We start from the raw sequence: 25181 nt of genomic DNA, 5'->3' as shown, positions 1-25181 counted from the left end.
CCTTACTTCGTTGTATTTCGTTCTATAATTTCAATCGGTAAACGATAATGTTTCTCTTCTAATACGTTTCCTTCCATCTGATCTAACAGTAGTTCTGTTGCAATTTTCCCCATTTCGTAAATTGGCTGTGCAACAGTTGTAATAGATGGATACATCATCTCTGTTAAAGAAACTCCATCGAATCCGATAATTTGTAAATCATCCGGAATAGAAATCCCCTTTTGAAGCGCAGCCTTGACGATACCTATTGCAATTAAATCATTTCCAGCAACAATACCATCAATATGCGGATATTCTTCTAATAGTTCCACTGCTACACGCTCACTATTAGCTGGATCAAATGTACTCTCTGCAATCATATAAGAAAGATTATTTTGTCTAATAACGTCTACAAAGCCTTCAAAACGTTCATTCGCTGTGCTTACGTCACGCGGTCCACGAATATGCGCAATATGTTTACAGCCTTTATCTATTAATAGCTTTGTCGCTGCCTGACTTCCCGCATAGTTATCTGCATACACAGCAGGTATACGCTCATTAAACATACGGTCAATTGCAACGACTGGTACTGACAAATTCATGTAATTAACACTATTTTGTGGATTTGTTGCTACAATAAATCCGTCCACATTATTTTGCCTAAGTACATCAATATATTGCTTTTCTTTCTCTAAATTTTCATCAGAGTTACAAAGTACAACCGTATATCCCTGCTTATGAGCTACATCTTCTACGGCACGTGCAACTTCTGGAAAGAATGGATTCACGATATTTGGAACAACTAAGCCAATTAAACGAGATTTCTTATTATATAGTGAGCGTGCTACTGTACTAGGTTTATAATCTAGCATCTCAATCGCTCGTTCTACTTTCTTTAATGTATCTTCATGAACATATCCATTTTTATTTAACACTCTGGAAACGGTCGCAACAGATACTCCCGCTAATTTCGCAACGTCTTTAATCGTACTCATTCTTTTCCCTCTCCATTTCATGTAACCGTTTACAGAAAATAATATAACGTATTTCTAGAAATACGTCAATCATTTCTCACGAAAAGGCTTTTAAGGTTATACTCAAAAAAGCACCGCCATAAGGCGATGCTTTTTCATTACGAATATGATACAGTTTGTTCTTTTTCTTCTGTAGCTGGCTCTTTAGCATCTTTTTTACGATCTGACAGTTTAATCTTCTGTAAGAAAATTGTAAAGATAGCGCCTACTACGATAAATACTAATCCTGTTAAGAATACAGTATGAAGTGAGTCTACTAAAGAGTTTTTCAAAATCGGTACAATGCTGTTAGCGAACGCTTCTGGCATTTGTTTTAATGCCTCTGGACTAAATAACATTGAATATAAACCTTGTGGATCTGTATGAATCATATCTTTAAATTTCGTTACCATTTGTCCCGCTTCTTTCGGGAATGTATCTAATACAGGTACTAAATTCTTTGTTAATGTTGTACCTGAAGTGTTATTCATGATTGATCCTAAAATTGTAATACCAAATGTTCCGCCGATTTGACGGAAGAACTGACTTGATGATGTTACGACACCAAGATCTTTTTTCGGGAAGCTTTCTTGTAACGCTAATGTTAATGTCGGCATTACAAGACCCATTCCTAAACCGATAACCATCATATAAGAAGTAGCAGTCAATTTAGTTGTGTGCATATCCATCGTTGTTAATAACCAGAATCCTCCAGCCATTATAAGCATTCCTGTAATAATTTGTGGTTTTACACCAACTTTTAATACAAGTTGCCCGCCAATAATACTCATCACAATCATTGTAATCATCATTGGCGTCATAATTGTTCCTGATTCAGCAGCACTTACTCCTACAATTCCTTGCATGAAGAATGGTACGAACATAATCGCACCGAACATTCCAATACTCATAAAAAATCCAATCGCATTTAGTAATGTAAATGTACGATTTTTAAAGAAATGCATCGGTAAAATTGGTTCTTCCGCTTTCGTTTCAACGATAACAAAGCTAACGATACCAATTAAAGCTAATGCAAATAACCCGATAATTTGCCAAGAATCCCATGCGTAATCTTTTCCACCAAACGTTAATGCAAGTAATAAACTGACAACACCGAGAATCATCGTAAAGATTCCAGCGATATCAATTTTAATTGGTCCTGTTTGTTTATGTGATTTTAATCCCATTGCAATAAAGATTGTTGCTAAAATACCAACTGGCAAGTTAATGTAGAATACCCATCTCCAGTTCACTGCATCTACAATCCAACCACCCACTTGTGGTCCAATTACAGAAGCAAGACCGTATAACGCACCAAAAATACCTTGCCATTTCGCACGTTCTTTTCCCGTGAACATATCTCCGATAATAATCATAGCCATTGGCATCATAATACCGCCACCAAGACCTTGAATACCACGGAAAATAATTAATTCTGTCATACCATTTGCCATACCACATAATGCTGAGCCAACCATAAAGATAACTAGCCCTGTTATATATACGTTACGACGTCCAAGTAAATCCGCTAATTTACCTGCAATTGGTACAACTGTTGTTGATGTTAACATATAAGCTGTTGTTAACCACGTCATTAAGCTTAATCCGCCTAGTTCACCAACGATACGTGGCATTGCTGTACCAACGATTGTTCCATCTAAGGCAGCAAATAGCATCGCAATTACTAAACCGACTAACAACAACTTTCTATTTATATTTTCTTGTTGCTCCATGTAATCTCCTCAATTCCTCTTAGTTTTTCTCTTTTTCCTCTTGTGTCCCGCAAATAATAGTTTCTAACTTCTCAAAAAGGCGTAACAAATCTTCTCTTTCTTGCAACTCTAAATGTGAGAAATATTTTGCAATGTGCTCATTACGAGCAGTCATCGCCTCTTCTACCCTAGCTTTACCCTTTTTTGTTAACTCAATGACGACAACACGACGGTCATCTTTATCGTGATAACGCTCGACAAGCTCTTGGTCAATTAAGCGATCTATCATCACTGTAATTGCACTAGGCTTTACATACATTTTTTTTGCTAATTTTGTCGCCCTTGAAGCTCCATAATGATCTAAAATCTTTAAAATATAAAACTGCGGTGGTGTAAGTCCTGTTGCTTGCATTTGTTCTAATAACTCTGTCTGCATTTTCTTTCCAATCGAAAAAGCAAGAGCTTGAATTTTATCGATATGCGTCATATCATTTGGCATGTTATCCACCTCTTATTTAAGCACCAAAATATTTAATGTATTTAAATATTAATACCGCGAACAAAATCCGTCAACACTTTTTATTTATAAAAACGTTTACATTTTTGTCACAAAGTTGTATAATTTTCGTCGAAGTTAATATTGACAGTCACGGAGAATCGGAGTACACGGCTATGAATCATAAAAAAGGAAACTTTTTTATATTTCATGGCCTTTTTATATTCTCTCTGACTTACAACACTTCGAATTAAATTGGGGAGGATTTTCATTTTATGTTTTTCACACAATTCTTTAAACCTGCGCCCCACGTGGAACGCTTACCAGCTGATCGCGTTGATAGTGAATACCGTAAATTACGTTTACAAGTATTTTTAGGTATCTTCATCGGCTATGCAGGTTATTACTTTGTTCGAAAAAACTTTTCACTAGCAATGCCATACTTAATTGAACAAGGCTTTAGTAAAGGGGAGCTTGGGGTTATCCTTTCAGCAGTTTCTATCGCTTACGGATTAAGTAAATTTCTTATGGGTATCGTATCCGATCGTTGTAATCCTCGCTACTTTTTAGCAGCTGGGCTATTTTTATCAGGTATCATTAATATTGTTTTCGGCTCATTTTCTTTCATTACAACGAGCATTATACTTATGTTTGTACTTCAGTTTTTAAATGGATGGGTACAAGGGATGGGATGGCCTCCTTGTGGTCGTACAATGGTTCACTGGTTCTCTATTAGTGAACGTGGTACAAAAATGTCTATTTGGAACGTCGCTCATAATGTCGGTGGCGCACTTATGCCTTCCCTTGTAACATTAGGGTTATATTTCTTTGCAAATGATTGGAAAAGTATTTTTTACTTCCCAGGTATTCTTTCAATTTTAGTTGGTATTTATGTATTAATTACGATGAGAGATACACCTCAATCTTGTGGATTACCTTCTATTGAAGAACATACTGGAGAATATCCACCAGATGAAAAAGTACAAGATCGCGAACGCGAACTTTCGGTAAAAGAAATTTTATTTACATACGTACTAAATAATAAATTTTTATGGTACATCGCGATTGCGAACGTTTTCGTATATTTCGTACGTTACGGTGTTGTAGACTGGGCTCCTACTTATTTAGTAGAAGAAAAAAGCTTTACTCATAGTAGTTCACGTACAGCTTACGCTCTATATGAATGGGCTGGTATTCCAGGTACACTTCTTTGCGGCTGGATGAGTGATAAACTATTCAAAGGACGCCGCGCACCTGCTGGAATTTTATTTATGGTTGGTGTATTTATCGCCGTTCTTGTTTACTGGCTAAACCCTCCTGGTAATCCAATGGTTGATAGTATCGCACTTGTTGCAATTGGATTTTTAATTTACGGACCGGTTATGTTAATTGGTCTACACGCTCTTGACTTAGCACCAAAGAAAGCTGCTGGAACTGCAGCGGGCTTAACTGGCTTCTTCGGTTACTTAGGCGGAGCAGCTTTCGCTAGTGCTGCTATGGGCTTTATCGTCGATGCATTTGGGTGGGATGGCGGATTCATCTTGTTACTTGCATCTTGTGTACTTGCAATGTTTTTCCTTGCTCTTACTTTAAATACAGGGTCAATAAAACAAAAGCAAGCTTAAGCACTAATATTATTCTTACCAAAAAAAGAGAGACTGTTCTTTACAGAACATCTCTCTTTTTTCTACATATAATACTTTTTTCTTACAAAAGATTTATTTCCCTTTCTTATACATGTTAGCGTTTTCAAAACACTCCAACTACTTATATACATGCATCCAATCTCTATATAAAAAGATTTTTGAATATTTTCTCAACTTTCTCTTGTCAAACATTGTCAATTTATATTAAAATAACAACAACATACAAAATGTTTAGTCTTTTCAGAAATATGGAGGGATAGCCATGAAGAATCCACTTCTTCGCATTGAAAACTTACAGACTTCCTTTCGCATACAAGATCAATATCATGCCGCAGTTGATGATGTTTCGTTAACAGTCCATGAAAATGAAATTGTCGCGATAGTCGGTGAATCAGGTTGCGGAAAAAGTGCACTTGCCCTTTCCATTATGCGACTGCATAATGAAGCAAATACAAAATTACAAGGGCAGCTTAACTATAGAGATAAGGATTTACTAACGATGTCAGCCGCAGAGATGAATAAAGTACGCGGATCAAACATCGGCATGATTTTCCAAGAACCTCTTACAGCACTCGATCCTCTTATGACAGTTGGAAAACAAATTGAAGAAAACTTAGACTACCACACAAGCCTTTCAAAAGTTGAGAAGAAAGAACGCACCTTAGAACTACTTCATCAAGTTGGTATTCCAAAACCAGAACTTACATATAAACAATACCCACACGAATTATCTGGCGGAATGAGACAAAGAATTGTTATCGCAATTGCAATTGCTTGTAACCCAGCACTCGTTATTGCGGATGAACCGACAACGGCTCTTGACGTAACCATTCAAGCACAAATTTTAGACTTACTAAAATCTATTCAAGAACAAACGAAAATGGGCATCATTTTAATTACTCATGATTTAAGTGTTGTCGCAGAAACAGCCGATCGTATCGTCGTTATGTACGCTGGACAAGTTGTAGAAACAGGAAAAGTTGAAGAGATTTTTAACAACCCTCTTCACCCATATACTCGTTCTCTATTAAACTCCATTCCATCTGCGTATGCTGAAAAAGAAAAATTGCATGTAATTCAAGGGGTGGTTCCTTCGTTAGCGAAGATGCCTCGCACAGGTTGCCGCTTCCAAGCTCGAATTCCATGGATTAGACCTGATCAGCACGAGGAAAATCCAATTTTACATGAAGTAAAACCAGACCACTGGGTGCGTTGTACTTGCTACAAGCATTTCAACTTCCAAGATAAGAAAGGAGATGACGTAACTCATGGCACTGCTTAAAGTAGAAGATTTAAAAGTACATTTCCCAATTAAAGGTGGTTTTTTCGGGCGCACATTAGATTACGTACGCGCTGTAGATGGTGTAAGTTTTGAATTACAACCGGGTGAAACATACGGGATCGTTGGTGAATCAGGAAGTGGTAAATCAACAACGGGTAAAGCAATTATGCATTTAACAAAAGCAACAGAGGGTAGCATTCATTTTAATAATAGAGATTTAACAAAGTTAAGTCGCTCTGAGTTACGTGAACAACGAAAAGATATTCAAATGATTTTCCAAGATCCGTATTCATCGCTAAATCCGAAGAAACGTGTTCTCGACATTATTGCGGAACCTCTTCGAAATTTTGAAAAGCTCTCACCTGATGAAGAACGGAGAGCAGTTCAAGAATATCTTGATAAAGTTGGTCTAAATCCAGAGTCTATTTATAAATATCCACATGAATTTTCCGGTGGTCAAAGGCAGCGGATTGGTATTGCACGCGCTCTTACTTTAAAGCCGAAGCTTATTATTGCGGATGAGCCAGTATCTGCGCTTGACGTCTCTGTACAGGCACAAGTATTAAACTTCTTGCAAGATTTACAAGCTGAGCTCGGACTAACATACTTATTCATTAGTCATGATTTAGGTGTAATTCGTCATATGTGTGATCGTATCGGTGTTATGTATCGCGGACGCATCGTCGAAGAAGCAACTAGTGCAGAAATTTATAGTAATCCGCAACATATTTATACGAAGCGCCTAATATCAGCAATTCCTGATATTCGTCCTGAGAACAGAGAGAGACAGCGTAAGCTCCGTCAACAAGTAAGCTCTGAGTACGAGAAATCATACGAAAATTATTTCAATGAAAACGGTCGGGCTTATGATTTAAAACCAATCTCGCCAACGCACCGGGTGGCATTACCATAAGGGAGTGATAAAACATGTGGAAGTTTATATTACGGAGATTTTTAGTGATGATCCCGCAATTATTCGTGTTAAGTATACTTGTCTTTCTATTAGCTAAGGCAATGCCAGGCGATGCATTAACCGGCAGAGCAGTAAATAATCCGAAAGCTGATCCAAAGGTCATTGAAGAGCAACGCGAAAAATTAGGTTTAAATGATCCCGTTACAACACAATATGTTCGCTGGGTTAAAAATGCTGTGCAAGGTGACTTTGGTATTTCCTATGCACATAAAATGAAAGTAACTGATTTAATCGGTGAACGCCTTGGAAATACAATTTGGTTAGCAATTCTTGTCCTTGTTCTTACTTACGTGATTGCAATTCCACTTGGTGTAATAAGTGGACGTTGGACTGATACTTGGGCAGATCGACTCATTACACTGTATAACTATTTAGGACTTGCTACACCACTATTTATATTTGCATTAATCATGCTCTTCCTATTCGGATTTAAGCTTGCAATATTCCCAACCGGTGGTAGCGTAGATCCTCAAGTTGCAACAGGTACATTCGCTTACTATTTAAGTAAATTGAATCACATGATATTACCAGCTTTATCTGGTGCATTAATTGCAACAGTTGGTACAATCCAATATTTACGAAGTGAAATTATTGATACAAAGCATAAAGATTTTGTACGCACAGTAAAAGCAAAAGGTGTCCCAGAATCGAAGGTCTACTCTAGACATATTTTACGTAATTCATTCTTACCAATCGCAGCTTTCTTAGGATATGAAATTACAAGCGTAGTCGCAGGATCAATTTTTCTAGAAAGCATCTTTAGTTACCCTGGTATCGGTCAATTATTTATGCAGTCTATTTCCCAACGTGATTTTAGTGTCGTAACTGCACTCGTTTTATTTACTGGATTCGCAACGCTACTCGGGACTCTTCTTTCCGATATTATTCTAAGCATCGTTGATCCACGTATTCGAATCGATTAATGGGAAGGAGGAAAAAATCATGTTAGCAAATCCCGAAAAACAAACTGAAGTCGTTCATTACGAAAAAAGTCCTTCTGGCTTTTCTGTCATGTGGCGTGAATTTCGTAAAGATAAATTAGCAATGTTTTCACTTTTCTTGTTGGCAATCATACTGATAGCCGTTTACACAACTTCCTTCATTATGAAGCAGGAGGATATTGTAAAAGTTGATTTATTTTCTATCTACTCCCCACCATCTAGTGAACATTGGTTAGGAACAGATTACGGTGGTAGAGATATTTTTGGACAACTTATTATTGGAACAAGAAATTCATTTACGATTGGACTTGTAATCACTATCCTCTCCTGTTTGATTGGTCTTTCTATCGGACTAATCGCTGGTTACTTTGGTGGAGCTGTTGATAACATCATTATGCGTATTATTGATTTCAAACTTATTTTACCTTTCCTAATGCTTGTTATCGTACTTATCACAATTGTTCCGGTCTTTAATGTTACTGTATTTATTTTGATCATGAGTATCTTCTTATGGACAGGAAAGGCCAGGTTAATTCGTTCCAAAGTATTAACCGAAAAAGAACTGGACTATGTATCTGCATCAAAAACATTAGGTACACCAAACTGGAAGATTATGATGTTTCAAGTGCTACCTAACTTAAGCTCTATTATTATCGTAAGCGTTACATTAAACCTTGCTGGAAACATCGGCATAGAATCTGGACTAACTTTCTTAGGTTTTGGTCTACCTGAGAGTACACCGAGCCTTGGAACACTTGTTAGTTATGCAACAAATCCTGATGTTCTACAAGAAAAATGGTGGATCTGGTTACCTGCATCACTCATGATTTTAGTGTTGATGCTGTGTATAAATTTTATCGGTCAAGCGCTACGTCGCTCAGCTGATGCGAGACAAAGAAAAGGTTAAGGGGTGGAGACAATGACAAACAAACCAAAGTTTTTTAAAGTACTAAGTACACTTGCAGTTTCAACATTACTACTTTCAGCGTGTGGGGGCAGTGGAGGTAGTGAAAAAACAAGCAGCACAAAAAAGGTAGACACAAGCAAATTTAATGAAACTGTTAAAAATGATAAAAAAGAAATTAAAGATGGTTCATTAACATATGGGCTTGTTTCTAACACACCATTTGAAGGACTTTTAAACTTCGCTGTATATGAAGGTGATCCTGACAATCAAGTTATTACTTTCTTTGATGAAGCATTATTAGACAATGACAAAAACTGGGAATACAATAACGAAGGTGCTGCTACATATGAAATATCAGCAGACAAAAAAACAATTACATTAAAAATTAAAGATAACGTAAAGTGGCATGACGGAAACCCTGTAACAGCTGAAGATTTAGAATATTCTTACCTTGTAATTGGTAGCAAGCTGTATGCTGGATCTCGCTATGACACTCAAATGCAAATGATTGAAGGAATGACTGATTATCACGATGGAAAAACTGACAAAATTTCCGGTGTAAAAGTAATTGATCAAAAAACAATTTCATTTACATTTAAAGAGCCAAATCCTTCTGTGAAAACTGGACTTTGGACATATCCTCTTCATAAAAAATACTTAGCGGATGTGCCAATTGATAAATTAGCAGAATCTGATAAAATCCGTAAAAATCCAATTGGTTTCGGACCATTTAAAGTTAAGAAAATCGTTCCTGGAGAATCTGTTGAATTTGAACGTTTCGATGATTACTGGGGCGGAAAACCAAAACTTAAAAATGTAGTCTTAAAAGTTGTAAATCCATCTATCGTTAATGCTTCATTGAAAAATGGTGACATTGACATTGCAGAAGTAAGTGCAGATCAATATCCGAACGTAAGTAAATTAAAGAATGCACAACTAGTTGGAAGAACAGATTTATACTACAGCTACATCGGCTTTAAATTTGGACACATGGATAAAGAAAAACGTGAAATGGTAATGGATAAAGATACATTCAAAGATGTTCGTTTACGTCAAGCGATGGCTTATGCAATTGATCGAAAAGAAATCGGTGAAAAACTATATCACGGTTTACGTTATCCAGCTAACTCACCTATCTCACCAGCTTCACCTAAGTTCCACAATAATAAAGTAGGTTCTTACGATAAAGATGTTGAGAAAGCGAAAAAATTGTTAGACGAAGCTGGATATAAAGATAAAAATGGTGATGGTTTCCGTGAAGACCCTAACGGTAAAGAAGTTAAACTTAACTTCTTATCAATGAGTGGTAGTGATGTAAGTGAGCCTCTTGCAAAATTCTTTATTCAATCTTGGAAAGAAATTGGCATTAAAGTAGAACTTCTTGACGGTCGCTTACACGAATTTAACTCATTCTATGATAAGCTGAAAAAAGACGACCCTGCGGTTGATCTATATGCTGGTGCTTTCGGTACTGGTTCTGACCCAGATCCATCTGGCCTTTGGGGACCTGATGCAAGCTTTAACTACCAAAGATGGTCAAACCCTAAAAATACTGAGTTATTAAAAGAAGGGCTTTCTCCAAAAGCTGCTGACGATAAATATCGTACAGAAGTATATGATAAATGGCAAAAACTAATTCATGATGAAGTACCAATGATTCCACTTCATTATAAGTTCGATCTAAAAGGTATCAATAACCGAGTAAAAGATTATAAATATACACCAGAAGATCAATATAAGTGGGGTAAAGTTAGCGTAACAAGTGATAAAGCAGAAACAGAGAAATAATAAAATAGCTCCCGGCACTGAGATACATGCCAGGAGCTATTTTTTATTTATAATCCTTCTCTTACTATTTATAACAACCAATTCCTTCCCTACTCTAAGGTTAAAAGATTTGATGAATCATCTTTATTACAACGGCTAACGTAACAGATGCAGCAAATCCCCCTAAACAAATAAGACTGACACCTTGGCTATATGATAAATTTTGAAGTGCTTTCATCTTTTTCATCCTCCCTATCTCCCCTTCGTTATTTTTATTTTACCAATGGAATAATTTTCATAACATCGATTTTTCTGACAACAAACTTACAAATTTGTAAGTTAACATTTCTTAAAACTTATGTATCTATTATGCCCTCTCTTTCCCCCCTTTATACGTAAAAAAAGACCTTGAATTATATCAAGGCCCTGCTTACACTACAGAATATCTCACTCAATTTTATTTAATAATCATCACCGGACATTTCACACGCTTTGCTATTTTATGACTCACACTACCAAGCACCATCTCTTGCAGTGTATTTAGCCCTCTACTCCCAGCTATAACAAGATCTATATCTCCTGTATTTACATATTGAACAATCGTATCTCCTGGATCGCCATGTAATATCGTAATTTTATAAGAAATGTTCTCTTTCTTTAATAAACCTTCAATCTCTTTTAATTTATCTTTTCGACTAGCTGATACTGTTTCTAAATCTGTTTGACCTTGTATAATATCTGATTTTGCTGTTCTATTATCTACTACGTACACAACTTCAACATTTGCTTCTTCGCTACATTTCGCAATATATGTTGCATGTTCCGCTGCTCGAAGTGCATGTTCAGAACCGTCACATGCTAATATAATTTGTTTATACATATGCTGAATCCCCTTTTCGTTATCCTACTCGTATTATATAATAAAGCCCCCTAAAAAGGAGGCTTCTAACTAGCAATTCTTTTATTATAAGTAGCTAAATTAGTAACAAGTTTTGCACTACGTTCATTTAATCCCGTTATACTTACTTTCACGCCACTTTGTTCATACTTCATGATAACTTTATCAATTGATGCCACTGCTGAATCATCCCATATGTGTGCGTGAGAAAAATTTAACTCAATTTCTTTTACATCTTCCTCAAATGAAAAATTATTTATAAAATCTGCCGTAGATGCAAAGAAAAGTTGGCCATGAATTTCGTATATTTTCTTATTTTCAATATATAAATGTTTCACGTGAATCTTTGCCATATTGAATGCAAATAAAACCGCACTAATTACTGTTCCGATAATTACACCTAATGCTAAATTATGTGTAATTAAGACAACCACAACTGTTACGATCATAACAAATGCATTTCCTTTTGGTACTTTATGAATCGTTGTTACAGAGTTCCAATCAAATGTTCCAATTGAAACCATAATCATAACTGCAACTAAAGCTGCCATCGGAATATGAACGACATAATCACCTAAAACAAATAGTAATATGATTAAAAATCCGCCCGCTACAAACGTCGATAATCGCCCGCGTCCACCTGATTTAATATTAATAACAGATTGTCCAATCATTGCACATCCTGCCATTCCTCCGAAGAAACCAGCAACAATGTTTGCAATCCCTTGTCCACGTGCTTCCTTATACTTATTACTTTCCGTATGCGTCATATCATCTAAAACTGAAGCTGTTAATAATGACTCTAGTAAACCAATAATTGCAAGCATAACTGCGTACGGTAAAATAATCCCTAATGTCTCAAGTGTAAAAGGCACGTCAGGCATGCTAAAGAACGGTAATTCTTTCGGCAGACTTCCCATATCCCCTACTGTTTTCAACTGTAATCCACTCATAATTGCAATACTTGTTACAACAATAATGGAAATAAGTGTAGACGGAACAGCCGTCGTAATACGTGGAAATACATATATAATGACAAGTCCTAATGCGACAAGTGCATACATTTGCCAAGTTGCGTTTTTAAAATGCGGCAATTGTGCTGTAAAAACTAAAATTCCAAGTGAATTTAAAAAACCACTCATAACAGATTTAGGTACAAACTTCATAAATGAGCTCAGTTTGAACACACCAAAAATAATTTGGACAATCCCCGTTAATATTGTTGTAGCAAATAAGTATTGCAAACCGTGATCCTTAACGAGCGTTACCATTAATAATGCCATTGCACCTGTTGCAGCTGAAATCATCCCAGTTCTTCCGCCAACAAATGAAATGGTAACTGCGATACAAAAAGCTGCGTATAACCCAACGGTCGGATCTACGCCTGCAATAACAGAGAAAGCAATTGCTTCAGGAATTAATGCTAAAGCAACAACTATTCCTGATAACACGTCCCCTTTTACATTGGAAAACCAGTCATTTTTTATCGTCTGAAACAAAATACCACTCCTCTACTCTTTTCTCATTTGATTTTCTCCATAAGAAAATCTAGCCGACTGCACGAAGGCTATTATATAACGAGTAGAGGATTTTTCGCTATGTAAAAGTTTCCTAAAAAAGACGCTACCTTCATAGCGTCTTCTCTCATTTCATTAATGTCCACCGTGCCCTTGACCACTTTCTTGCACAATCTCTAGCCTCTCATCCAATATACCTTGCGTTTCAAATGAAATATTTTCAGTATTCCCTAATAAGAATCCATGATTGTACGGACCAAGTGTTGGATCATCTTTAAACTTCGGTTGAATAGTAGCAAGGAAATCATACACTGGTTGTGAAGCTTTTCCTTCCTCTAATAAGATAACGGGGGCATGTTTACCCATATGTGAAAATGGTGCTCCTGCAACTGCTAAGTCTGGTGTTTTGCTTGAAACAAATGATACACCGTGACCTGGTTTTGTGAACCCCCATCCAAATTTTGTTTTTTCATCTTTAAACTTTGCAAATGCAATAGAATTTTCTACTGGAGTCTCTCCACTAATACGCGTTACTTTCCCGTATTTGCTTAACTCTTTTTCTACTTCTTTTGAAATGATTTTTTCTGGTCCTAGTACATATATATTTGCTTTATCTTTTCGCATCTTTAATGCCTCTATCGTCGCTTCTGGCACTTTATTCTTTTCTGTATAAAGTAATGGTTCTGGCATATGAGAAATCCAGTTTACAGCTGGTGTTGTATATAAACGCCCTTCTTCTTCAGACGAACCGATAATAACACTATGCGGATAACTACCTGTTATATCCGCATACTCTTTATCAACATCTTTAGCAAAGATAGCTGGATCCGTTTCCTTTATTTGCTTTACTTTATAATCTTTTAATTGCTCCAGTGCGGCTGCCCCTATATCCCCCATCACCATAATTTGTGTTCCATCTTTCGTTCCGAGCGGATTTAGCCGTTTTATTTCTTTTAACGTCATCTCGGGTACCTTTTCTTTTTCTATAAATAAAATCGGTCCGTTATTCGGATGATGAATAAGGTCTGCACTTGCAATACCTAATTGCCACTCGTTTACTGGTACTAAAATAACAGCGCCTGGCTGATTCTCTTTATGTGTTGCTGGCCATATCGTCTGCGAAGTTAATACCGCCATTTGAAGAGGATCATTTGTGTTTAATCTCGTTACATTTTTTAAACTTGTCGTTAATAAATCATTTGATGCACCTTGATTCATTTCTTTCGGTGCAGTTACCTCCTGATTCATTTTCATTTCCTTCTGCCCTGTTTTCTTCTCTTCTTTCGATTCATGATTTTTATGATCCGTGTTCGTTTGTCCACATGCAGCAAGACCAACTGCTGTAACTATTGTTATCCCAAAGATTCGGGTCATCTTTTTCACTATACCGCCTCCGTATAAATCGTTTTCGAGCCAATATCATTACCTAAAATGGAATTTCAACTTTACAATAACAAGCAATTCTGAAGAAATTATGCAGACGCATTACAATCTGCACCATTTCTTCATGATTTTGCATTACAATTTAAGTAAAAATTATATATGGAGGGCTCTCTATGATTGATATACTGCTCGTAGACGATGAACCGCGAATGCTTGAATTATTAACGCTTTATCTTACTCCAATTGGATATAACTGCATATGTGCACAATCCGGAGAAGAAGCGATTTCACATATAGAAAATCAAAACTTTAAATTTATTTTACTCGATATTATGATGCCAAAGATGGACGGATGGGAAACGTGCAAAAAAATCCGCTCATTTAGTAACGTTCCTATCATTATGGTAACAGCTCGTGATCAAACTGTAGATCTCGTCCGAGGATTAAAAATCGGAGCGGATGATTACGTAACGAAACCTTTCCATGAGGAGGAACTTTTCGCAAGAATTGAAGCTGTTTTAAGGCGCACAAATGAACATAAACAAATCCAATATCACGGGATTATATGGGATGAAGCGAAGCACTCCGTTTCTGTCCATAATGAAGAACTTTTTCTTACTCCAATCGAATTCTCTTTACTCGGATTATTTTTACGTCATGTGAACTACGTATTAAGCCGAGATCAGCTCATTGAACGAATTTGGGGATTAAATACAAATACAGAAGATAGAACAGTCGATTCACATATTCGTAATTTGCGTGATAAATTACGAAAAGTAAATTTCCCTATTGATAATCATTTAAAAACTGTGTACGGAGTCGGATATCGATGGGTTGATACTTTAGATTAAGGAGCAAAACGATGAAGCGAATTTCTATTCAGCTCGGATTTTATTTTTTAATTGTTACACTTTTAATCGAAAGTGTTCTATTTGTCTTGCTTTATTATAGCCTTGTCAACAATAGAGTAAATGAAGAAATGACAGCTTTATTAAAGCGCGGAAATAGTCACAGAGATGTCCTTGAAAAGTATTTTGATAAGCAAACAATTTCCCATGTTGCGCTAATGGAATCCGAGGCCGAAACGACTGTTGTTATTACAAATGCAAATAAGGATGTACTAGCTAAATCCAACGAAATAAATACTACTATAAAAAGACATATTGAAAAGATGCAAACACGGACAGATCATGAAGGCGCAATTATAGAGAATCATTGGAAAACATCTAATTATATATGTACAGTTAGTCCCATTGTAATAGATGGAAAACATGAAGGCTATGTGTACATGTTTCTTGGGACAGAATCCATTGAAAAGATGGTGAATGGGCTAACAAGACAATTCATTATCGCTGGGATCATTACTTTTCTATTAACAGCCATCACCATCTTTCTATTATCACGGTTGTTAACAAAACCATTGTTACACATGAAACATGCCACTGAAAAAATGAGTAAAGGCGATTTATCCGTTTCATTAACAACTACTCGAAATGATGAAATTGGTGAACTAGCCTCATCAATTCAAACACTTGCTAATGATTTACATTATATGAAAACAGAGCGAAGTGAATTTCTAGCAAGCGTTGCTCATGAATTACGAACACCATTAACATACGTAAGAGGTTATGCTGACATTGCTTCAAAAGAAGCAACATCTCCTGAGCAACGTTTGCGGTATTTATCTATTATAAAAGACGAGTCTGATTACATTACAAACTTAGTTCAAGATTTGTTTTCCCTTGCACAAATGGAGCAACATAACTTTTCTATTCAAGTAAAGGAAGTATATTTACACACCTTCCTGACTCGCATAGCTGAAAAAGTAAATGCCATATATAAAGAAAAACACATTAGAGTTTCTTTCTCTTGTCCTCCTACACTGCTAGTGAACCTAGATGAACAACGCTTCGAACAAGTTGTGGTGAACATTTTAAATAACGCTTATAGACATTCAAAAGAGTATTCTCTTATCCACATTTCTGTTACTGAAGAACATAAAAGTATTTCCATTACAATTGAAGATGAAGGTGAAGGTATTCCGCTTGAAGACCTCCCTCACATTTTCGACCGCTTTTATCGAGTTGATAAAGCGAGATCACGAGCTACAGGCGGAACTGGTTTAGGATTATCTATCGTGAAAGAAATTGTAGAGCTACACGGTGGGAATATTACTGTAACGAGTGAAGTCGACCACGGATCTTGCTTTATTATTTCATTGCCATCTATACAAAAACACGACTACCATCAGTAGTCGTGTTTCTTTATCATCTTACTTTATAATATAAATTTACAAATTGCCCAAAACGTTTCGTATCTGTTAAAGTTAAATGAATTTCCGGGTTCTTATCTTGGAATAACGGAACTCCCGAGCCTAATATATGCGGTGTAATCGTAACAACATATTCATCAATTAAATTATTCTTAAAGAATTCTCTTAGTAGACTTCCTCCACCAACCATCCATATTTTAGATCCTTCTTGCTCTTTCAACCTTTTTGTAAACTCCACTACATCTTCACTTACAAACTCCACGTATTCATTTGAACCTTTTTCTGAGTTAGAGAAAACATAACATTTTTTATCTACATACGGGAATGTTTCCATATGCTCTACTACATAATCGTACGTTCTTTTTCCCATGATTATCGTATCAATTGTTTCATACATTTCTGTATAACCGTTATCTCCCTCTCCTTCTGTTTCCATTAACCACTGTAAATCATCATCTTCTTTGGCAATATATCCATCTAAGCTCGCCGCAATAAATAAAACAATTTCACGTGACATCTCTTTCCCTCCTTGCATCTCATCTTGATAACATATGATGTAAACAATATACTAACAATAAAACATGACAATTTATGTCATGTTAAAAAGAAAAAGGTGATACATTTGTCAAAAGCTAAACGCTTATTAGATATTCTTATATTTGCTTCTGCAAAAAAGACATTTACAGCGCAAGAAATAGCTGATGAATTTAATATTTCCGTTCGTACGGTTCATAGATACATTTTAGATTTGAGTGATATGGGGTTGCCCATTTACGCAGAACAAGGTCGTAACGGCGGCTATAAAGTATTAACAAATAGAGTCATTCCCCCTATTTTATTTACGGAAGAAGAAGCAGTCTCCATCTTTTTTGCATTTCAATCTTTAAGCTACTACCGAGACTTACCTTTTAATACAGAAATCAATTCCGTTACACACAAACTGTACAGCTCTCTACAACATGATGCGAAAGCGAAAGTTGATAAAATACGCTCTTATATTGCTTTCTGGAATCCGAAGAGAACAATTGATACACCTCTTTTAAATGAAGTGTTAACCGCGGCTATTGAAAATAAAGATTTACACTTTCAATACGAATCTAAATCGGGGATAAAAACAAAACATGTTCATCCTATCGGTGTATATGCTCATGACGGGCTATGGTACTTACCATCCTACGACTTCAGTAGAAAAAAAGTATTACTGTATCGCGTTGATCGTATTCTTTCTATATTATCAACAGAAGAAAGTGAAAGTACGTTCATGAATTTAGAAGAATGGTTTAACTCTAGCTCTAACGTCATAAACATTCCTACCCAGTTACATGTTTTATTAACGACAGAAGGTGTGCGCCAATGTAAAAGCGTGCCTTACCTTGAAGAATTCGTTGTAGTAAATGAGGACGGGACCGGATATATACATTCAACAATTGATAAAGGTGAAATTAATTTTATTACCCCTTTATTTTATAGGCTTGGAAAAGATGCACAAGTGTTAGAACCGATAGAATTGATAGATGGTTTACGTATACGTGCGAAAGAAATTTTACATATGTATGGAGACGAAAAAAGCTGCTAAATATAAGCAGCTTTTTAGTCTCTTTGTTACTATTGACGAATATCAATCCACCAACGATATTCCGCATTCATATTTTCAGTGCCACCATTCCCTCTGTAATGGAAAGCATCTAAAAAGATTGAATTTAGTTTATCCTCATCTACAAAATAACCTAAATTAACTTTTACTGTTTCTCCTGGTCGGATACTACCAATATTGTAGAAGCTTTTTCCATCTCCATGAGGCTCTAAATAATCAACTTCGCCTGTCATAATATTTTTTTCTGCGATTCCATCTTTCCCAGCATACTTCCATGCATTTCCTTTACCTTGAAGCACTTGTATGGATGGATGCATATAAATTTCTTCTGTCTTCTGTTTACCTATATTTTTAACTGTTGTTGTCAGATAAACGAATTTAGGGTGAACTAATTTTGATTCTACTAATTGATCAATCGAATCTTTACCATTTCCAATTTTATATTTATCCCTTCTATATGGTATCAATTGTCCTGCTTGATCCAAAGCTTGATTCTCGCTTAGTCTTCCTAATCCCATTTCATTAAAGTTTTCTTGCTTAAAATCTTTAATTGAATCAAAAACTTCAACTTTTTCTATCACATATTCAATTTGGCTGTTATCCATAGATATTGTTACTGGAACCTTTTGCCCTATATGAAATAGTCGTTTGCTATCTTTTTTCAAAGGAATTACCTTAGTTGTTTTACCTTCTTGGCTAAAATACTTTTTATCATAATCGCTTATATATGATGACTTTTCCCTTGACGTGGGCTCAAGTGAAACGCTCCCTAGCACATCTATCATTTGTTCTTCGTTTATATCATTTCCAATATAACTTTGTAACATAATTCCTTCTTCCTCAAAATAGAGAAAAATTACTCTATTAAACATTAAATCTTTATTACCATTTTCTCTATGGACAATTACTGCCTTCTTACCATTTATCTCTTTTTCTTCATAACTTTTCGAGTACAGAGTTGGAAAATCTGAATTCCCTCCTACTCTCCAAAGAACGAATGAAAATCCACCCATTGCGGAGTTATCTTTAAATGAATATTTCATAGCAGAATCATCAATTGCTTCCATATTTTCTGGCAATTTACCTATTTTCAACTTATACCACTTATCACTCTTTTTCGAATCCTTATTTGTTAAGGAAACATTTACTTCGTAATTTTGTTTTTGGACAATCATATTATAGACTTTCACTGCACCAAAAACGGTTGTCGGCATACCGATCAATAAGCAAGCAGCAGCGATTAACATACGATGCTTTTTACGCTTTTTCTGTGGCTTCTCGTCTTTCAGCTTCATTTCTTCCATAAACAATTTCTTTTTGCGCGTATATGTATGTGAAAATTCATGTTGTTCTTCGAGTTTATCAAAATCATCTAAAGCAATCTTTTCAGCAAGTTCATATATTTCTTTGGAGTTCTTTGAATTCGTCATGTTGTATACCTCCTATCATATTTTGGACTCGTTTTCGAGCGCGTTCAAACTGCTTGCGGACATTGACCTCCGTTATCCCCATAACACTTGAAATTTCTTGATACGTTAAGTTATAGAAGACTTTGTACTTAAACACCTGTCTATTAGATTCATTTAACTCTTTTAGCAATGCATCAATTTGAACCTCAGACATTTTACGTTTTTCCCACTCTTCAATATTTTCATCTACTGCCTCTACTGATTCTCTTTCATATTCTTCTAAAAATGTTTCATGTCGTTTATTTTTCCGGTAACTATCAATCGCCTTGTTTTTCGCGACCCTCAATATGTAACGTTTAAGCTCTTCAGTGCTCAAGCTATGGAGCTTTGCCAGGTTCTTATAAAGAGTAATAAACGTCTCTTGAACCGCATCTTCAGCCTGTTGAATATTATTTAAAATAGAATACGCTACATAATAAATCTTTTGTTCATACAACTCATATAGCTCTTCCATCTTTTCATAATCGTTGTTTGTAACCTTCATATAATTCCTCCTCTCACTCTATATAACGAATGAGCCCCATACTTTGTGACACTGCAAAATCTTTTTATAGATAAAATTTAATAATAGAATAAACAAAAGCCCAATTTCTCTATTTTAACTGAGAAATTGGGCTTTTTAATATTAGAATTTTCCTGACCGCTACGCCTTTTCAATAAGCAGCATATGCTCTATCGCTTCTTTTAACAAATGCTTAGTCTCTTCAAAATTATGATTGTGCTTTTCTCCCGATTGTACCGTATAAAATTCAGCAAACGAGCGCTCTTTATATCTTGGTACGACATGCATATGGTAATGTGTTAACTCGTTAAATACTCCACCATTTTGACAAACTGTAACTCCATCTGGTTTATATAATGCCTTAATCGCTTTTGCAATAAGCTTAGAAGCATCCATAATGGATTTTGCTACAACATCATCTAATTCATCTACTTCTACAACATGCTGTTTTGGCACAATTAAAGTATGTCCTGGATAGAAAGGTGCATGATCTAAAAAGCATGTTACATAGTCATCTTCATATATTTTATATATAATTTCTTCTTCGTTGGCTAATTTACACCCTAAACATTCCATCATATTTCCCCCTTTATTAAAAACATAAAAACGTGAGAGCCGTATTCTCACGTTTTTATGTTTTATTTTACTAGTTCAATTGTTTCCGTAACCTTTATACTATCTTTTATAGATTGAACAATCGTGCAATTTTTCACTGCCAGTTGCAGTGCCTTATCCAACTGCTCTTCTGTAATGTTTTGTGCTTTAATTTTATAGTGCAAATGAACACTTTCAACTGGTTTTGATAATGCTTCACTTCTACCAATTTCCGTTTCAATTGTAAACGTATCGTATGTAATACGTTTCTTTTCTAAAATTGTTCGAAAGACAATTGCACTACATCCTGCGATTGAAGAAATGAGTAATTGTAACGGTGAATACCCGTTTTCTTTTCCAATCGCTAATTGACCATACGATAAATCTGCCTCAATATCATCTTGTTTGATGGTTAGTTTCATTTGTTGTCTCCACCTTCATCGGCTTCTGCCGTTTCTTATTTATATAATAATATATGTAGCAGAAAATGATAAATGGAATACCACAATATAACGCCATTCTTTGTTCTGGAATAAACGCTAAACTAATAACAACGATACTATTTGTAATTAAAGCTAAAATAGGAACGATTGGATATAACGGTGTTTTATATTTTAAGTCCTCTAACTTTCCTCCGCCTTTTATATACTGACTTCTAAAGCGCAGTTGCGACAGGGCAATAATAATCCAACTTGATACAGCTGATAAACCAGCTATAGATAATAAGTACATGTATACTGTATCTTCTGCAAGGAAACTTGTTAATAAAGATAAAGCAGCTACAGCAATTGTTACAACTAGTGCTGTAATTGGAATACCACGCTTATTTACTTTCTGGAAAGACTTTGGTGCCATTCCTTCATTTGCAAGTGACCATAGTATACGAGTTGCCGCATATAATCCTGAATTCGCTACAGATAGTAACGCAGTAATAATAACGAAGTTCATAATATCAGCTGCATATGGAATACCGATTTTATCAAATACAACTACGAACGGACTTTCAATTACGCCAGCTTCTTTCCAAGAAATTAATCCTACTAAAATCGTCATTGTTAAAATGAAGAATAACATAATGCGCCATACTGTATTACGGATTGCACGTGGAATTGTTTTTTCTGGATTTTCACTTTCTCCCGCTGCAATTCCGATTAACTCTGTTCCTTGGAACGAGAAATTAACTGTAATCATTGTAAGTAATACGGCAGCTAGTCCATTCGGGAATAATCCACCATCGCTTACAAAGTTAGAGAAAAGAGGTGCTGCTTCTTTTCCGTCATATGATATAAATCCTAATAATGCACTACCACCAAGAACAACAAATGCAAGAATTGTAATTACTTTAATACTAGAAAACCAAAATTCTAATTCAGCATAACTTTTCGCCGAAATTGCGTTTGAAGCATATAAAATAACACCGAATACAAGGCACCATACCCAAACATCAACATTCGGAAACCATCTTTTCATCATTAAACCAATTGACGTTAATTCTAGTCCTACTGTTACTGCCCAGCCAAGCCAATATAGCCAACCGATCATAAAGCCCGTTCCTGGTCCAATAAACTTCGTCGCATACTTTTGGAAAGAACCTGAAACTGGCATTGCTACCGTTAACTCTCCAAGGCATAGCATTGTTAAATACATAATAAATCCGCCTACTAAATATGAAAGGATGGCTCCCCCTGGTCCAGCCTGATTAATGGTGTAACCTGAACCTAAGAAAAAACCAGTTCCGATTACACCACCTAGTGCGATCATAAATAAATGTCTACTCTTCATCGTACGATGTAATTTCTCATTCGTTTGTTGCTGCATCTAAATCCTCCCCCTACCAATACCCCTATATCTTGTTAAAATTTTCTGATAATAAAAATATACACGAAAGCGATTACATTTTCTATATAAAATTAAAACTTTTCTGATAAAATAATATAAAAAATCGAATTATTGCAAGATTTAGATTCTATTTAGAGGAAAATAAGGAGAAACAAGGAAAAAACTCTTACATATATTGTAAGAGTCAACGGAGTTCTAACCTTCTCGATAAAATTGATAAACTATAATTTACGATAAAATACATACAAGCTACTACTATAAACGTTGGAATCATATAATTTACATTTTGTCCGCTAATAATTTGAGCATTATGAATAAGCTCTGGCAGTGATATAACGACTGCTAGCGCTGTATCTTTCAGCAATGAAATAAACTGACTGACAAGCGGCGGAACCATTCTTCTTAATGCTTGTGGTAAAATAACATGCCAAAGCGCTTGAACATACGTTAATCCTGAAGATCTTGCGGCCTCAATCTGTCCTTTTTCAATCGATAATAGACCACTTCGAACAATTTCAGATATCATTGCTGCTTCAAATATTGTTAACGCAACAATTGTAGCTGTTATAATTTCTAATTTCAATCCTGCTTCTGGAAGTGCAAAATACGTGAAAAATATAATTAAAAGTAGTGGTAAGTTTCGAATGACTTCAACAATAATCCCCAATATTTGTGAGACGACAGGTATTTTCACGTAGCGCAATATTCCTATTACACTACCAATAATAAAGCTAAGTACAATCGCTACGAGCGCTACCTCTAACGTTATAAGTAGTCCTTTTAATAAAAACAGAATATGATCTCCTGTAATTGCTCCCTTAAAATCCATTTACACCGCCTCCTTTGCTAAGCGTTTTTCTAAATAACGCACTAACATACTGAGCGGAATTGTTAATATTAAATAAAACATCCCGACAAATATATAAACGTCGAACGTAACAAACGTCTTCGTTGAAATTAAATCTCCTTGATACATTAAATCCATACCAGCGATAATTCCGAGTATGGAAGAGTTTTTTACTAAATTGAGAAATTGATTTCCTAGAGGAGGGATTACGATTTTCATCGCTTGGGGTAAAACGACATGGTACATCGCTTGCGTGTAAGTCAATCCTGAAGAACGTGCTGCCTCCATTTGGCCTTTCGCGACTGATAAAATACCAGCGCGAATGACTTCCGCAATAAACGCTGCCGTATATACGGTAAGCGTAACTGTTCCTGCTACAAAACCATTTAAAGTAATTCCTATTACAGGTAAAGCGAAATAGAATATAAATGCAATTAATACGAGCGGAATATTTCTTACAAATTCTACAATAGCAGCTCCCAACCAGTTTAAAATGCGAATCGGTGCAATACGCATTACCGCTAATATTATGCCTAAAATAAAACTGCCTATTAATGCGATTACACTAGACATCACTGTATATTTAAATCCTTCTAAATACATATCAATGTTATTCGTTAATATAGAAAAATCAGGCACATATTCTCCCCTCTTTCTTTACAAGAAGAGGATGAGTACTCTCATCCTCTCGCTTTTACTATTTATCACTTTACTTCTCTGGTTTTTGCCCAATCCATTTCTCATATAATTTGTCATACTCTCCGCTTGCTTTCATGTCTTTAATTAAGCTATTAATCTCTTTCGTTAAATCATCTGCACCTTTTTGCACTGCAATTCCGTACGGCTCATCCGTAAAAATTTTCCCGACAACTTCATAATTTGAATCTTGTTTTGCCATGCCGTAAAGAATTGCATTATCTGTCGTTAAAACATCACCTTTTCCTGCTTTTAACGCTGTAAATGCCTCACTATAATTTTCAAATTCTAATACAGTCGCTTCTGGTGATTTTTGGCGAATGTTATTTGTCGATGTTGAACCTTTTACTGCTAACACTTTTACGCCCTTTTTCACATCATCAATACTTTTAATATTGCTCCCTTTTTTCACGAGTAACGATTGCCCTGCTTTAAAATATACATCTGAAAAATCGACTTCTTTTTTACGTTCTTCTGTAATTGTCATTGTTGCAATAATTGCATCAATGTCACCGTTTTTCAGTAGTGGAATACGCGTTTTAGATGTTACCTCTTTCAACTCTAGTTTCTTTTCATCCCCAAGAATCTTTTTCGCAAGCGCCTTTGCAACATCAACATCAAATCCTTCTACCTGCCCTGTCGAAGGATTTTTCAATCCAAATAAGTTCGTATCATTCTTCACCCCAACTACTAACTTCCCGCGCTTCTTAATTTGCTCAACGGCTCCGCCTTGCTTCGTATTGGTTTCTTTCGCCTCATCTTTTTTACTTCCGCATCCAGCAACGACAAGTACGAATAGACATGAAAATACGATTAACGTAAACAACTTTTTCATTTTAAGCATAAAACTCCTC

General features: G+C 35.7%; 25 protein-coding genes. 9 read left to right on the top strand and 16 right to left on the bottom strand.

Going from position 1 to position 25181, the window contains the following annotated elements:
- Nucleotides 1-2: 2 nt before the first annotated feature.
- The 3 genes from rbsR to PDQ68_RS15980 all read right to left on the bottom strand — a co-directional run bounded on the left by rbsR (nucleotide 3) and on the right by PDQ68_RS15980 (nucleotide 3203).
- Nucleotides 3-974, bottom strand: a complete 972-nt coding sequence (gene rbsR, locus PDQ68_RS15990) for a ribose operon transcriptional repressor RbsR (protein WP_061183807.1) — start codon at nucleotides 972-974, stop codon at nucleotides 3-5.
- A 137-nt stretch (nucleotides 975-1111) separates the two neighbouring features.
- Nucleotides 1112-2725, bottom strand: coding sequence for an MDR family MFS transporter (locus PDQ68_RS15985; protein WP_061183806.1), 1614 nt, complete (start codon nucleotides 2723-2725; stop codon nucleotides 1112-1114).
- A gap of 19 nt (nucleotides 2726-2744) precedes the next feature.
- Nucleotides 2745-3203 carry a MarR family winged helix-turn-helix transcriptional regulator gene (locus tag PDQ68_RS15980; RefSeq protein WP_016716466.1) on the bottom strand — a complete coding sequence of 153 codons (459 nt, stop codon included), beginning with the start codon at nucleotides 3201-3203 and terminating at the stop codon, nucleotides 2745-2747.
- Between the two features lie 272 nt (nucleotides 3204-3475).
- Here PDQ68_RS15980 and glpT point away from each other — a divergent pair, with 272 nt between their 5' ends.
- From glpT to opp4A, 6 genes are all read left to right on the top strand, one after another.
- Nucleotides 3476-4825, top strand: a complete 1350-nt coding sequence (glpT, locus tag PDQ68_RS15975) for a glycerol-3-phosphate transporter (RefSeq protein ID WP_016716465.1) — start codon at nucleotides 3476-3478, stop codon at nucleotides 4823-4825.
- Between the two features lie 283 nt (nucleotides 4826-5108).
- Entirely contained in the window at nucleotides 5109-6128 is a 1020-nt protein-coding gene (locus PDQ68_RS15970; RefSeq protein ID WP_061183805.1) for an ABC transporter ATP-binding protein, read from the top strand.
- Complete coding sequence (locus PDQ68_RS15965; RefSeq protein WP_001196373.1) at nucleotides 6115-7041, top strand: ABC transporter ATP-binding protein; 927 nt, start codon at nucleotides 6115-6117, stop codon at nucleotides 7039-7041. The genes PDQ68_RS15970 and PDQ68_RS15965 overlap by 14 nt, the downstream gene beginning before the upstream one ends.
- 14 nt (nucleotides 7042-7055) lie before the next feature.
- Nucleotides 7056-8024 (top strand): oligopeptide ABC transporter permease, encoded by a 969-nt coding sequence (opp4B, locus tag PDQ68_RS15960; protein ID WP_060629545.1) that lies wholly within the window; start codon nucleotides 7056-7058, stop codon nucleotides 8022-8024.
- 19 nt (nucleotides 8025-8043) lie between these two features.
- Nucleotides 8044-8949: an ABC transporter permease gene (locus PDQ68_RS15955; protein ID WP_061183804.1), complete on the top strand. Its 906-nt coding sequence runs from the start codon at nucleotides 8044-8046 to the stop codon at nucleotides 8947-8949.
- Between the two features lie 12 nt (nucleotides 8950-8961).
- The gene (gene opp4A / locus PDQ68_RS15950; protein WP_061183803.1) at nucleotides 8962-10737 is read left to right on the top strand and encodes an oligopeptide ABC transporter substrate-binding protein; all 1776 of its coding nucleotides are present in this window, start codon (nucleotides 8962-8964) and stop codon (nucleotides 10735-10737) included.
- A 100-nt stretch (nucleotides 10738-10837) separates the two neighbouring features.
- Here the strand turns inward: opp4A and PDQ68_RS15945 are convergent, their stop codons facing one another.
- From PDQ68_RS15945 to PDQ68_RS15930, 4 genes are all read right to left on the bottom strand, one after another.
- Nucleotides 10838-10963: a DUF4027 family protein gene (locus tag PDQ68_RS15945; protein WP_000738301.1), complete on the bottom strand. Its 126-nt coding sequence runs from the start codon at nucleotides 10961-10963 to the stop codon at nucleotides 10838-10840.
- 210 nt (nucleotides 10964-11173) lie between these two features.
- A complete protein-coding gene (locus PDQ68_RS15940) occupies nucleotides 11174-11596 on the bottom strand; it encodes a universal stress protein (RefSeq protein WP_270786888.1) in 423 nt (140 codons plus the stop codon).
- Nucleotides 11597-11661: 65 nt separating this feature from the next.
- Entirely contained in the window at nucleotides 11662-13113 is a 1452-nt protein-coding gene (locus PDQ68_RS15935) for a SulP family inorganic anion transporter (protein WP_270786887.1), read from the bottom strand.
- Nucleotides 13114-13266: 153 nt separating this feature from the next.
- Nucleotides 13267-14514, bottom strand: coding sequence for a cell wall-binding repeat-containing protein (locus PDQ68_RS15930; RefSeq protein ID WP_061183801.1), 1248 nt, complete (start codon nucleotides 14512-14514; stop codon nucleotides 13267-13269).
- A gap of 173 nt (nucleotides 14515-14687) precedes the next feature.
- On the opposite strand from PDQ68_RS15930, the gene PDQ68_RS15925 reads away from it, so the two are divergent.
- Both PDQ68_RS15925 and PDQ68_RS15920 read left to right on the top strand, forming a co-directional pair.
- Nucleotides 14688-15365 (top strand): response regulator transcription factor, encoded by a 678-nt coding sequence (locus PDQ68_RS15925; protein ID WP_000565452.1) that lies wholly within the window; start codon nucleotides 14688-14690, stop codon nucleotides 15363-15365.
- Between the two features lie 11 nt (nucleotides 15366-15376).
- Nucleotides 15377-16768, top strand: a complete 1392-nt coding sequence (locus PDQ68_RS15920) for a sensor histidine kinase (RefSeq protein ID WP_016716460.1) — start codon at nucleotides 15377-15379, stop codon at nucleotides 16766-16768.
- A 13-nt stretch (nucleotides 16769-16781) separates the two neighbouring features.
- Here the strand turns inward: PDQ68_RS15920 and PDQ68_RS15915 are convergent, their stop codons facing one another.
- On the bottom strand, nucleotides 16782-17303 hold the full coding sequence (locus tag PDQ68_RS15915; protein ID WP_000085774.1) for a dihydrofolate reductase family protein: 522 nt from the start codon (nucleotides 17301-17303) through the stop codon (nucleotides 16782-16784).
- A gap of 105 nt (nucleotides 17304-17408) precedes the next feature.
- Between PDQ68_RS15915 and PDQ68_RS15910 the strand changes: the two genes are divergently transcribed.
- Complete coding sequence (locus PDQ68_RS15910) at nucleotides 17409-18362, top strand: helix-turn-helix transcriptional regulator (protein WP_016716459.1); 954 nt, start codon at nucleotides 17409-17411, stop codon at nucleotides 18360-18362.
- Between the two features lie 29 nt (nucleotides 18363-18391).
- Here the strand turns inward: PDQ68_RS15910 and PDQ68_RS15905 are convergent, their stop codons facing one another.
- The 8 genes from PDQ68_RS15905 to glnH form a co-directional block, all read right to left on the bottom strand.
- Nucleotides 18392-19810: a DUF4367 domain-containing protein gene (locus PDQ68_RS15905; protein ID WP_061183800.1), complete on the bottom strand. Its 1419-nt coding sequence runs from the start codon at nucleotides 19808-19810 to the stop codon at nucleotides 18392-18394.
- Nucleotides 19776-20333 carry an RNA polymerase sigma factor gene (locus tag PDQ68_RS15900; protein WP_061183799.1) on the bottom strand — a complete coding sequence of 186 codons (558 nt, stop codon included), beginning with the start codon at nucleotides 20331-20333 and terminating at the stop codon, nucleotides 19776-19778. Before PDQ68_RS15900 ends, PDQ68_RS15905 begins: the two co-directional genes overlap by 35 nt.
- 159 nt (nucleotides 20334-20492) lie before the next feature.
- The gene (locus PDQ68_RS15895; RefSeq protein ID WP_029141050.1) at nucleotides 20493-20927 is read right to left on the bottom strand and encodes an HIT family protein; all 435 of its coding nucleotides are present in this window, start codon (nucleotides 20925-20927) and stop codon (nucleotides 20493-20495) included.
- A gap of 62 nt (nucleotides 20928-20989) precedes the next feature.
- Entirely contained in the window at nucleotides 20990-21367 is a 378-nt protein-coding gene (locus tag PDQ68_RS15890) for an OsmC family protein (RefSeq protein ID WP_061183798.1), read from the bottom strand.
- Nucleotides 21342-22763 carry an amino acid permease gene (locus PDQ68_RS15885; RefSeq protein ID WP_016716454.1) on the bottom strand — a complete coding sequence of 474 codons (1422 nt, stop codon included), beginning with the start codon at nucleotides 22761-22763 and terminating at the stop codon, nucleotides 21342-21344. Before PDQ68_RS15885 ends, PDQ68_RS15890 begins: the two co-directional genes overlap by 26 nt.
- 205 nt (nucleotides 22764-22968) lie before the next feature.
- Nucleotides 22969-23613: an amino acid ABC transporter permease gene (locus tag PDQ68_RS15880; RefSeq protein WP_061183797.1), complete on the bottom strand. Its 645-nt coding sequence runs from the start codon at nucleotides 23611-23613 to the stop codon at nucleotides 22969-22971.
- Nucleotides 23614-24270 carry an amino acid ABC transporter permease gene (locus PDQ68_RS15875; RefSeq protein WP_001112660.1) on the bottom strand — a complete coding sequence of 219 codons (657 nt, stop codon included), beginning with the start codon at nucleotides 24268-24270 and terminating at the stop codon, nucleotides 23614-23616.
- A 70-nt stretch (nucleotides 24271-24340) separates the two neighbouring features.
- Nucleotides 24341-25171, bottom strand: coding sequence for a glutamine ABC transporter substrate-binding protein GlnH (glnH, locus tag PDQ68_RS15870; protein ID WP_000916487.1), 831 nt, complete (start codon nucleotides 25169-25171; stop codon nucleotides 24341-24343).
- Nucleotides 25172-25181: the final 10 nt, after the last annotated feature.

Source organism: Bacillus cereus group sp. Bc010, from assembly GCF_027716745.1.
Classification (GTDB): Bacteria; Bacillota; Bacilli; order Bacillales; family Bacillaceae_G; genus Bacillus_A; species Bacillus_A pacificus.
Note: the sequence above shows the minus strand (reverse complement) of the source record. Positions and strands in the feature narration are given on the sequence as shown.